Here is a 12,714-nt window from a genome sequence, read left to right as displayed (position 1 = left end):
TCTAGGCGTCTATGTTTAAACTTCGGATTGCAAACGATTGCATGATGAGTAAACAAACAATTAAAATTATTAACGACCTATACTTAAACTTTACTATTATGAAAATGAAAATTTACTTACTAGTAGGTCTTTTATTACTTTCAAATTGGGGTTTGGCTCAATCTAAAACTGTTACTGGAAAAGTAATTGATGCAGAAACCAACGAACCATTACCCGGTGTGAATGTCTCTGTTAAAAGTACCTCTCGTGGAACCATTACAAATTTAGATGGTGAGTACACCATTGAAGCCTCTCAGAATGATGTCCTGGCATTTTCTTTTATTGGATATAAGACACTTGAAATTCCTGTTGGTACCCAATCTTCGATTACTGCTAGCCTGAATATAGATATAGAAACACTCTCTGAAGTAGTAGTCGTGGGATATGGTGAACAGAAGAAAAAAGTGGTAACAGGAGCTATCTCTAGTGTTTCTTCTGATCAATTAGAAACCTTACCTGTTAATAATGTAGGGCAGGCCTTACAAGGTAGAGCTTCAGGTATTACAATTGCCTCTAACTCTGGCCAACCTGGTGAGGGAGCTACTATTCGTGTAAGAGGTATTACAACCTTAAATAATAATGATCCTTTGTGGGTTGTAGATGGCGTTGTAGTTGATAATGGAGGTATTGGGTACTTGAATCAATCGGATATTGCTTCAATTGAGGTATTGAAGGATGCCGCTTCACAAGCTATTTATGGTGCAAGAGCTGCTGCAGGTGTTATACTGGTAACTACTAAAAGTGGTAAATCAGGTGGTATGAATGTTTCTTATAATGGTTTCTTGGGCGTATCGGAGCCGGCAAGAAAATTGGATTTATTAAATGCTACTGAGTATGCAACATTAAGAAATGAGGCTTCTTTGGCAGACGGAAATGCGGTGGTTTTCGAAAATCCTGAATCTTTTGGAGAAGGAACTGATTGGCAGGATTTAATATTTAACAATGAAGCAAAAAGACAAAATCATGAACTTAGTATAAGTGGAGGAAACGATAGGTCTACTTACTATTTCTCCTTTGGTTATCTAGAGCAAGAAGGTATTGTAGCAACTGATATTTCAAAATACCAAAGAACCAATTTAAGACTTAACTCTACCCATAAAATAAAAGATTGGTTAACTATTGGTGAAAACATTGGATACTCGCATGATAAATCTGTTGGTTTAGGAAATACAAATAGTGAGTTTGGCGGTCCGCTAAGTTCAGCAATAAATCTAGATCCGATAACACCAGCAGTTATTACAGATAATGATGTGGCCAATGGTGCACCTTATGCTACCAATCCGGTGGTAAGAGATGCTGCGGGCCGACCTTATGGAATATCAAGTATTGTTCAGCAAGAAATGATTAATCCTTTAGCTTATATCCAAACAAGATTAGGAAATAACAATTTTGGAGATAATTTCGTAGGCAATGTTTTTGCTGAGGTTAAGCCAATTGAAGGATTAACCCTAAGATCAACAATAGGAAGCAAAATAGCTTTTTATGGAGGTAAGTACTTTACCCCCATTTTTTACCTAAACACGACCAATCAAAATTTAAAGACAAATGTTAGTGGTAACCTTAATAGAAGGTTTGATTGGAACTTAGAAAATACTGCGAGCTATTCTAATTCAATAGATAAACATAATTTCACAGTACTAATAGGGCAAGGTGCTTATCGGGAAAATCAAGTACTTAGCTTCGATGTAGCCAAGGCAAATATTCCTGCAGATAATTATGATGATGCGTCTTTCTCATTTAATGTCCCTTCAGATGATATTACTGGAGGAGCAGGAGAGGGTACAATACATACAGTTTCTTCTTTATTCACCAGATTGAACTACAACTTTGGTGAGAAATACCTTTTAACAGCAGTTTTGCGTAGAGATGGCTCATCTCGATTTGGCTCAAATAATAAGTATGGATTTTTCCCATCTGGATCAATAGGATGGGTAGCCACAAGTGAGTCTTTCTGGCCTTCTAATAATGTGCTAAACTTTCTTAAAGTTCGTGGTGGATACGGAGTAGTAGGAAGTGATAACATAGGAGACTTCAGGTTTTTATCAACTATTGGAGGAGGTAGAAATTATACCTTCGGAAATGCTAATACAAGTTCCAATGGTTATAGCCCAAATGCACCTGCAAACCCAGATTTAAAATGGGAAGAAACTAGTCAGCTAAACATCGGTTTTGAGGCCACAGTATTAAATAATCTTGATATCACATTTGACTGGTATAAAAAGCAGACTACTGATATCTTGCGGGGACAACCTATACCTGGTTACCTGGGAGTAATAGGTCAGCCTGAGGCCAATGTGGGAGACATGCAAAACACAGGCGTAGAACTTGAACTTGGCTATAGAGAAAATATTGGAGACTTAAATTTCTCAGTAGTAGGTAATGTTTCCTATTTACAGAATAAGGTTACTAACCTTGGTGATGTTGAATATTACAATACCTCATCTATCCAAACCATGGGTACAATTGCCAGAATGCAAGTAGGCCAACCAATCAATGCATTTTATGGGTATGAAAGGCTAGGTGTTTTTCAAACACAAGAGGAGATTAACAACTATACTGGAAGTGAAGGCCTTATCCAGCCCAATGCACAGCCAGGTGATTTTAAATGGGCTGACCTAGACGGAAATGGCGTAATTGATGAGGATGATCGAACATTCTTAGGAAGTCCAATTCCTGATTGGTCGTTTGGTATTAGTTTAAATGCCGATTATAAAGGATTTGACTTGTATGTACTAGGTCAGGGCGTAGCGGGCAATCAGATTTTTCAGGGCTTGAGACGCTTAGATATTTCAACAGCTAATTATCAATCAGCTGCTTTAGGTAGGTGGACAGGTCCTGGTACCTCAAATGATTACCCAAGATTAACAAATACTGATCCTAATAAAAACTTCCAAAACCCTTCAGACTTTTACATTGAAGATGGTGATTACTTCAGATTCAAAGTGGTGCAAGTCGGCTACAATTTACCTCTCTCTATTGTTGAGCGAAGTGGCTTAAATAAGGCACGAATTTACGTCATGGCTGAGAACCTGCTGACTTTCACCAAATATACTGGATATGATCCTGAAATAGGGGGAGGTTCTTTTGGAATAGATAGAGGGATTTACCCACAGGCTCGATCATACATGATAGGCGTTAGTCTAGGTTTTTAATTATAGTTTAAAGAATAAGATTATGAAAATTACATATAAAAATATAGCGATACTTTCTTTGATATGCTTCGTTTTCACTGCTTGTACAGATGAATTTATTGAGGTTGATCCGAAGGGAACAGCCTTAGAAGATAACTATTATAAAAATGCTGAAGAGGCCTACAATGGACTTATTGCAGCATATGATCCGCTCGGATGGAATAACTCTTATGTAGTGAAAACAGGTTTGTTAAATGCTGCTTCAGATGATTTTTTCGCTGGTGGTGGTAGCCCTACTGACATCAATGAAATGCAGGTTTGGGACAAGTATACACTAAATCCGGTTGTTGGACCACAATATGAGTTCTGGAACAGGAATTATTCCGGAGTATTCCGTTCTAATATTTTGATTGAGAAGTTACCAGAGGTACCAATGGATGACGCTTTAAAGGCAAGATTCATGGCGGAACTTAAATTCTTAAGAGCATATTATTATTTTGATCTGGTAAGGCTTTTTGAACGAATACCCTTAATTACAGCACCAGTGCCTACTTCTGAGATATTTCAGGTAGAGCAAGTTGATAAGCCTGTAGTTTATGAGCAAATAGAAGCAGATTTATTGGCTGCCATTCCTGATTTACCTGCAAGTGTTGATTTAGGTACAGAAGCTGGTAGAGCATCAAAAGCTGCTGGTATTGCCATGTTAGGTAAAGTCTACTTACAGCAAGAAAAGTTTGATCAGGCTGCTACACAATTTAGTGAGGTAAATGGTACACCTGGAGGTAGTAGTCAATTTGGTAATAGCCTTTTAGATAACTATGCGGATCTCTTTAGACTAGACAATGAATTTAATGCAGAATCAATCTTTGAAATCAGCCATAATTCTACTTCGCAAGGTCAGTGGGATTGTATAGCCTGTTCTGAAGGAAATCCTTTAAGTATTATGGTAGCCCCTCGAGGATATACAATAATTGATGAAAGTGCTGCACCTTCTTTTGTATCTGGTTGGAGCTTTAATACAGTAACGCCAAGTTTAGTCAATGCCTTCGTTCAAGGAGGAGTCAATGATCCTAGGTATGCAACTACTATTGCCAATATAGACAGCCTGGAGCAGGCAGGAGTTTTAACCTATGAAAAAGCACATGAAAATACAGGATACTTTTTAGCAAAGTTTGCCGGGAAGGAAGAGAATAAAACGGAAGATAATACAGCTCCATTTGAAATTAATTTCCCTACCAATGAGTATGAAATCAGATTAGCCGATACTTACCTAATGGAGGCAGAAGCATTGGTAAGAGGTGGTATAAATGCTGCCAGAGCGCAAGCACTTCTGGATGCTGTACGTGAGCGAGTAGGATTAAGCCCTGTACCAGCTACTATGGAAAGCATTATGCAAGAACGAAGATTAGAGTTAGCGGGTGAAGGTCATAGATGGTTCGATTTAATAAGAACAGGAAAAGCTGAGGAGGTATTGAAAGATAGAGGTTTTGTTGAAGGAAAACATGATGCCTTACCTATTCCACAATCAGAACTTGAATTTGACGGAACCAAGCTTGAGCAAGACCCGGCTTATTAATTTTTAATATTAAAATCTAAAATTATGAAATCTATCAATATAAATTCATTCAGCATTGTGGCTGGTTTTCTTATGATCTTTGGTGGTATAAGTTGTACTCCAGACGATGAGGAGTTAGGCTTAGGACCTAAAGCAGAAGCTGCTTTTACTATCACTGATATTTCTACACAAAATAGTAAGAATACTTATGTTCTTCAGAGTACAACAGAGAAGGGCTTTTCATATAAATGGAATTTAGGAAATGGAAATGAATTTGTAGGTGAAGCCACTGACACAGTAACTTATGATGATCGAGGTACTTATGAAGTGACGCTTACTGTGCTAAGTGCAGGAGGCTATTCAACAGCTACTCAAACTGTAGACGTAGCAAATGATGCTGTCACAGGGTCAAGTGCTGTTAGTGGTGGTGACATGGAAAATGAGGAAGCATGGTCTTTTACAGCTTCAGGTAATACGGAAATTAATTATACCTTTTCTGATGGAGCTTTGAATGTAACTAATGGAAATCCGGCTCAGTCAACTTTAGCTATTTGGCAGGCTGTTGAGTTAAAAGGAGGTAGGGCCTATCAATTCGATGCGTCTGTTAAGGGTTCAGGGATGACTAATTCTTGGCTGGAAGTAATATTATTACAAGATGAGCCTGAAGAAGGAAGTGATCCTTCAGGAGATGTGTTTACCGGACTTAATACCTGGACTGGCTGTGGTAATGATGCATTTGATACTACGCTAGGTGAACTTTCCTGTTTGGGAGATGGCAAAGTGAATATAGCAACTGATGGTACTTATTATCTGGTTATTAAAACAGGTAGTTGGGATGGAAACCTCGGAGAAAATGGCTTGTGGCTTGATGATATTCAGTTTGTAGCACAGCCTCGCTTATTAGAAGGAGATAATATTTTGGAAGGTAGTGACATGGAAAATCCTGCTGCTTGGACAGTTACTGATATGGGAATGGCATTAACTGATGTAGAATTTACAGATGGAGTAATGAAATTTAGTAATGGAACAAGCTCAGTACAAACCAATGTTGGTGTATGGCAAGCTGTTGATGTAACTGCAGGTCAGATTTACAAATTTAAAGCATTAGTAAATAATGCCGGAGCTACAGGCTCATGGAATGAATACTATGTATCTGGCACAGCTCCTGAAGATGGCGTAGATTATACCACGGGTAGAATAGAAATAGGGAATACCACCTCATTTTCTGACTCTGGAACTGTATACGTATTAATTAAAGTAGGAAGTTGGGATGGTAACCTAGGTGCTGATGGGGTTACTGTAGATGATGTTGAATTAGTAGAAATGAATTAGAAATAGTTTAGGTTAATTAAATTGTTGGCAGGAATATTCTGCCAACAATTTTTTAATAATGATTAATGGTTAGTAAATATTTAATAGATGAATAGCATACCGCAACAGAGTAGAACAATATTTCTGATACTTTTATTTCTCTTGTTTGGCAACCTAAATGTCAAATCGCAAGGTTTTTTAAAAGCAGATGGCACACAAATAAAAGATGAGAATGGAAATGAAATTATCTTTCGAGGTATAGGACTTGGTGGCTGGATGTTGCAGGAAGGCTATATGCTTGGTACTGGTGGCCCACAACATGAGTTAGAAGCACGCATAGAGGAATTAGTAGGTGCTGAAAAGAAGGAGGAGTTTTATGATGCCTGGTTGGCCAACCACATGCGAAAAATTGATGTTGACTCTATGGCAGCATGGGGTTATAATCTCATTCGCTTGCCGATGCATTACAAATTATTTACCCCACCAATAGAAGAAGAACCTATAGAAGGTGAAATTACGTGGAGAGAGAAGGGCTTTGCTATGACTGATAGCTTATTGTCGTGGTGTAAAGCAAACAATATGTATTTGATTTTGGATTTACATGCTGCACCTGGTGGTCAGGGAAAAAATGCGGATATCAGTGATTATGATGACACCAAACCATCTTTATGGGAAAGTGAGGCCAATCAGGAAAAAGCAATTGCACTTTGGAGAAAATTAGCTGACCGCTATAAAGATGAGCCTAATATTGCTGGCTACGATTTAATAAATGAACCTAATTGGGGTTTTCAGGATATTAATAATGATCCTAATGGCTGTGCTGAGTCGCAAAATACTTTGTTATGGAATTTACAAAAAGACATTACAGAAGCTATTAGAGAGGTAGATCAAAACCACTTTGTAGTGATAGAAGGGAACTGCTGGGGAAATAACTATAGCGGATTACCCACACTATGGGATGATAACTTAGTCATCAGCTATCATAAATATTGGAATGGCAATGATCAGGGAGCCATTCAAGGAATGCTGGATATGAGAAATGAACGTAATGTACCTATTTGGCTTGGAGAAACTGGTGAAAATTCCAATACATGGTTTACAAATGCTATTACCTTATTTGAGCAGAATAATATGGGCTGGTGCTGGTGGCCATTAAAGAAATTGGGTTCTAATAATCCTTTGGAAATCAAAAGAAATGATCAATATCAGGCTATATTGGATTATTGGAACAATGGAGCGGAAAAACCATCAGAAGCTGATGCCTATGCAGGCTTAATGCAATTAGCCGAAGATCTGAAATTAGAAAATAATATTTACCATAAAGATGTGGTTGATGCCAAAATCAGACAACCTCATACAGATGCTACTAAGCCTTTTGTTGCTCATTCTATTATTCCGGAAGATGAAAATATAATTTATGCGGTGAATTATGATTTAGGTAAAAATGGCTTTGCTTATTTCGATAATGTGGCTTCTAATACAAGTGGTAGTGCAGGTGGTACCACCTGGAACAATGGCTATGCTTACCGAAATGATGGGGTAGACATTGAAGCATGTGAAGACGAACTAAGCAATGGCTTTAATGTGGGATGGATAGAGCAGGGTGAATGGTTATTATTTACTGTTCAAGTGGAAGAAGCCGGAAATTATGACCTAAATCTAAGAACAGCTTCCACCAATGCAAATGGAAGATTAATCGTACAGGTAGATGGTATACAGGCAACGGAATCCATTGAGCTGCCAAATACAGGTGATTTTCAAGCGTGGCAAACTACAACGGTATCTGATGTAGTACTTAAACAAGGAACTAACAGGATTAAACTTTACTTTGAAACAGGTGATTTCAACATAAATTACTTTTCGTTTACCGGTCCTTCTGCCAGTGTAGCGCAACCGAAAATACTTAATAAAGAAGGCACTCATCAAAAAAAAAATATAAAACTCCTTTTTAACCAAACCTTTGAAGCCATACCTGATACACATGGTTTTTCAGTAACAAGAAATGGCGAGGCAGTCGCCATCTCTGCCGTATCCTTAGCTGAAGATACCTTACAACTGATTAATGTACAGCTTGAAGAAAGTTTAGATTATTACGATGAAGTTTTGATCAGTTATAACGGCACTGAGATTATGACACAGTCGGGTGTAGCATTGGAAGCGTTTTCTGATGAGCCGGTAAATATTGTATTAGCAGGAGGAATAATTCCTCATGAAATTCCAGGTCGTATTCAGGCTGAAGACTTTGTACTTAATAATGGTTTCTCTTTAGAAGATGCTGAAGACAATGGAGGAGGCTCTAACCTTTCCTATATCGATAATGGCGATTATGTAGAATATATGGTAAATGTTACTGATTCGTCTAATTATGAAGTGAACTACCGAGTAGCTTCTGAAAGTAGTGGAGGTTCTCTATCTTTAAAATACTTTAATGAAGTAGGCACTGCTATAGCTATCTCTCAGGTTTCTTTTGAGGCAACAGGTGGGTGGCAAACATGGAAAACAGCCAAAGGCTCCGGTGCTTTCCTTGATAAGGGTATTTACACTTTTCGTTTAACAGCTACTTCCTCCTTATTCAATCTAAACTGGTTTGAACTTAAGAAAGTAGCCGATGTGAACCCTACTTCAACAAAAAAAAGAATAGTCAATGAGGAAGTAAATATTTATCCAAATCCAGGTAAAAATCACTTTAACATAGATTTTGGAAGCTCCTTCTCTCCTGATAAGCTGGTTATTTACTCACTTGGAGGTGAAATTATTCAGGAAATGGAAATTTCTCGAAGCCGAAACCAAATGCTCGTTGAACATAATTTACAGTCAGGGATGTACTTTGTCATGTTGTTCAACAAAACATCTCAAGCCATCAAAAAAATAGTTATCCTTTAAAGTAGCACAGTCGCTATTTTTAATATTTAAACACATGAAAAATATTTATGGAAGCCTTTTATGTGCTGGCTTTATTTTCTTGGTGATTATTGGCTGTGCTCAGTCTAGCTCAAAAGATAAATCTGAATCGAATTATCAAGTAACTATAGTTCGTACAACCCTTGATCAAACAAAATTATTAGAAGAGAAGAATCAGGTAATTGCAGATGCTGCTGCAGATGAGCTTCCACTTATTCAAATCAATCCCGATAGCACTTACCAAGAGATAGATGGATTTGGCTATACCTTAACAGGAGGAAGTGCTATGCATCTAGCTTCAATGAATCCGAAAGCTAGACATGAGGTACTCAAAGAATTATTTAGTCCGGAAGGCAATGGTATAGGTGTTAGTTATTTACGTTTAAGTATCGGAGCCTCTGATTTGGATCAAGCACCTTTCTCTTATCATGATGTAGAAAAGGGTGCTGAGGATTTGCAGCTTAAGCAATTTGATTTAGGATATGATAAAAAATATTTGATTCCAGTGCTTCAGGAAATTATCTCTATTTATCCAGCCGTAAAAATCCTTGGATCACCATGGTCGCCACCAAGCTGGATGAAAAGTAATCAAGATACCAGAGGAGGATCTTTGCTACCTCAATATTACCAAACCTATGCGCACTATTTAGTGAAATATGTTAAAGCAATGGAGAATAATGGTATTCCTATTGATGCCATTACAGTACAGAATGAACCTTTGCACCCAGGTAATAACCCGAGTTTATTTATGCCGGCAACGGCCCAAGCAGAATTTATTAAAAGCTATTTAGGGCCGGCTTTTAGGAATGCTGCACTAAAGACAAAGATAATTATCTACGACCATAATGCAGACAGGCCTGATTACCCCATTAGCATATTAAATGATTCCGTGGCTAATCAATATATCGATGGGTCAGCCTTTCATTTATACGGAGGTGAGATTGAGGCATTATCTGAAGTGCATAAAGCACACCCAGATAAGAATTTATATTTTACTGAACAATGGATAGGTGCTCCGGGAGACTTCCCTAACAACCTTTCATGGCATACCAGAGAACTGATCATTGGAGCTACCAGAAATTGGAGCCGTACTGTTTTGGAATGGAATCTTGCAGCAGATGAAAATCAAGATCCTCATACAGACAGGGGAGGTTGTGATCGTTGCCTAGGAGCGATTACTGTTAAGGGAAATAAGATAGAAAGAAATCCCGCTTATTATATCATAGGTCATGCCTCAAAATATGTGCGACCTGGCTCAAAGCGAATCAAAAGTAATAAGATAGAAGGAGTGCCTAATGTAGCCTTTAAAACACCAAAAGGACAAACTGTAGTCATTCTTTTGAATGACCAGGAAAAGGCGCAGAAGGTTGCTCTTCAGCAAAATGAAAAACATTTATCAGTAGAGTTGTCTGCTGGTGAAGTTATGACAATTGTAATTTAAAGTAAGTATAATTAACTACTAACATGATCTTGAAAAAAGGAATATTATTTATATGCCTCTCTTTTGTAACAATCCATTGGACACAGGCACAAGCTAATGAACAAAAAATTGAGCAGTTATTAAAAAAGATGACTCTGGAGGAAAAAGTGGGTCAAATGACTCAAATTACCCTGGATGTAGTGGGAAAAGGAGAAGATCGTTTCTCCAGCTTTGAGCCACTGTCACTCGATAAAGACTCATTAAAAAAAGCCTTGGTAGATTACCACATCGGTTCTGTTCTGAATACTGCTAACAACCGAGCTTTGACTCCTGAAAAGTGGTATAGTATCATCAGTGAAATTCAACATGTAGCTACCAACGATACACGTTTAAAGATACCTATTATATATGGAGTAGATGAAATACACGGAGCCACTTATACGGTAGGAGCTACCATGTTTCCACAGCAGATAGGTCAGGCAGCAAGCAGAAATAGAGATTTGGTACGCAAGGGTGCAGAGATTACAGCCTATGAAACTCGTGCTAGTAGTATTCCATGGAATTTTTCTCCAGTCTTAGATCTAGGCTTAGATCCAAGATTTTCAAGAATGTGGGAATCTTTTGGCGAAGATCCTTATTTAGGCGCACAGCTCGGTGTTGAAATGATTAATGGCTACGAGGGAATCAATAATAATATAGGTGATCCTAAACATGTGGCTTCAAGTTTAAAGCATTTTCTAGGTTATCATGCTACAGTTTCAGGAAAGGATAGAACACCTTCTTATATTTCTCCTGAAGCATTACGCGAATATCATTTACCTGCATTTAAGGCGGCTGTAGAGGCTGGTGCACATACCATTATGATTAATTCTGGTATAATAAACGGTGTACCTGTACATGCTAATTATGACTTACTTACTAAGCTTTTGAAAGAGGAGTTAAATTTTAAAGGACTAATAGTAACAGATTGGGCAGATATTGAAAACCTTCACAGACGTGATCGTATTGCTCCAACAGATAAAGAAGCCATCCGATTAGCTATCAATGCAGGCATTGATATGTCCATGGTACCTTATGATTATGAAACTTTTTGCGATGGTCTGATCGAATTGGTTAAAGAGGGGGCTGTGAAAATGGAACGCATTGATGATGCCGTAAGAAGAGTGTTGCGAGTGAAGTTTGCCTTAAATTTATTCGACCGCCCTACTACTCACTTTAAAGATTATCCTGATTTTGGAAGTAAAGCTTTTGAGAAAGCAGCTTATGATATGGCTAGTGAGTCAATCACTTTATTGAAGAATTCAAATGATATCCTCCCACTTTCTAAAGATAAAAAGGTGTTAGTAACTGGTCCTAATGCTAACTCTATGAGAACGCTCAATGGAGCATGGACTTATTCCTGGCAAGGGGAAAAAACGCCTGAATATGCTAGTGAATACAATACCATATTAGAAGCCATTCAAAATGAAATTGGAGATGGCAATGTGATGTACAGTCCCGGAGTGAGCTACATCATGGGAGGAAAATACTATGAAGAAAAATATGATCAGATGGAGGCTACCCTAAAGCTGGCCGAAGAGGTAGATGTTGTAGTGTTGTGCTTAGGAGAAAATACTTATACCGAAAAGCCAGGAGATATGAATGATTTGTACATGTCGGCTTATCAGACAGAGCTTGCTTTGGCTTTAGCTAAAGTGGGCAAACCAATCATTCTAATATTAAATGAAGGAAGGCCTCGTGTGATCAGCCGTTTTGAGCTGGAAATGGAGGCTATAGTACAAACTTATTTGCCGGGGAATTTTGGAGGGGATGCTTTAGCTGATATCCTTTTTGGAGATGTAAACCCTAGTGGTAAGCTGCCTTATACTTACCCTCGTTATCCTAATGCTACCATTTCTTATATACATAAGCCCTCGGAAGAGCAAAAGAAAGCAGAAGGTGTTTATAATTATGAGGCGGACTATAACCCACAGTTTTTCTTTGGTCATGGCTTAAGCTATACCGATTTCGAGTATAGCAATTTCACATTGAATAAGTCTACTTTCAGAAATGGAGAGGTAATTGAGGTAAGTGTGGAGGTTAAAAACAAAGGAAAAGTAGCAGGAAAAGAGGTGGTACATTTATTTAGCAGTGATTTATATGCGAGTAAAATTACACCTGATGTAAAAAGATTGAGAAGATTTGAAAAGATTAGCTTAGCTGCTGGTGAAAGAAAAACTGTAAGGTTTGAACTGACAGCTGATGATTTAAAATATTTCGATGCTACAGGAAAAGCAGTAATAGAGGCAGGAGAATTTGAATTAATAATTGGAGAATTAACCCAGACAATTGAATTGGTGGATTAGAAAAGAGCTTCG

General features: G+C 38.0%; 6 protein-coding genes. All 6 read left to right on the top strand.

The features are described 5' to 3' along the window. The first annotated feature begins 104 nt into the window (after positions 1-104). The 6 genes from JKP34_RS14140 to JKP34_RS14115 all read left to right on the top strand — a co-directional run bounded on the left by JKP34_RS14140 (position 105) and on the right by JKP34_RS14115 (position 12,702). Positions 105-3,191, top strand: coding sequence for a SusC/RagA family TonB-linked outer membrane protein (locus JKP34_RS14140; RefSeq protein ID WP_236665006.1), 3,087 nt, complete (start codon positions 105-107; stop codon positions 3,189-3,191). Positions 3,192-3,213: 22 nt separating this feature from the next. Further along, the gene (locus JKP34_RS14135) at positions 3,214-4,746 is read left to right on the top strand and encodes a RagB/SusD family nutrient uptake outer membrane protein (RefSeq protein ID WP_201922801.1); all 1,533 of its coding nucleotides are present in this window, start codon (positions 3,214-3,216) and stop codon (positions 4,744-4,746) included. A gap of 24 nt (positions 4,747-4,770) precedes the next feature. Then, the gene (locus JKP34_RS14130; RefSeq protein WP_201922798.1) at positions 4,771-6,057 is read left to right on the top strand and encodes a PKD domain-containing protein; all 1,287 of its coding nucleotides are present in this window, start codon (positions 4,771-4,773) and stop codon (positions 6,055-6,057) included. A gap of 87 nt (positions 6,058-6,144) precedes the next feature. Further along, on the top strand, positions 6,145-8,919 hold the full coding sequence (locus tag JKP34_RS14125; RefSeq protein ID WP_201922795.1) for a carbohydrate-binding protein: 2,775 nt from the start codon (positions 6,145-6,147) through the stop codon (positions 8,917-8,919). Positions 8,920-8,953: 34 nt separating this feature from the next. After that, entirely contained in the window at positions 8,954-10,378 is a 1,425-nt protein-coding gene (locus JKP34_RS14120; protein WP_201922792.1) for a glycoside hydrolase family 30 protein, read from the top strand. 23 nt (positions 10,379-10,401) lie between these two features. Then, positions 10,402-12,702 (top strand): glycoside hydrolase family 3 N-terminal domain-containing protein, encoded by a 2,301-nt coding sequence (locus tag JKP34_RS14115; RefSeq protein WP_201922787.1) that lies wholly within the window; start codon positions 10,402-10,404, stop codon positions 12,700-12,702. Positions 12,703-12,714 lie beyond the last annotated feature (12 nt).

Origin of the sequence: Marivirga atlantica, from assembly GCF_016734805.1 — a bacterium.
GTDB lineage: Bacteria > Bacteroidota > Bacteroidia > Cytophagales > Cyclobacteriaceae > Marivirga > Marivirga atlantica.
This window is presented reverse-complemented; position numbering and strand designations above follow the sequence as displayed.

Coding starts and splice junctions, on each gene's coding strand:
- JKP34_RS14140 (WP_236665006.1), top strand. CDS start 105: ATGAAAATTTACTTACTAGTAGGTCTTTTATTACTTTCAAATTGGGGT.
- JKP34_RS14135 (WP_201922801.1), top strand. CDS start 3,214: ATGAAAATTACATATAAAAATATAGCGATACTTTCTTTGATATGCTTC.
- JKP34_RS14130 (WP_201922798.1), top strand. CDS start 4,771: ATGAAATCTATCAATATAAATTCATTCAGCATTGTGGCTGGTTTTCTT.
- JKP34_RS14125 (WP_201922795.1), top strand. CDS start 6,145: ATGAATAGCATACCGCAACAGAGTAGAACAATATTTCTGATACTTTTA.
- JKP34_RS14120 (WP_201922792.1), top strand. CDS start 8,954: ATGAAAAATATTTATGGAAGCCTTTTATGTGCTGGCTTTATTTTCTTG.
- JKP34_RS14115 (WP_201922787.1), top strand. CDS start 10,402: ATGATCTTGAAAAAAGGAATATTATTTATATGCCTCTCTTTTGTAACA.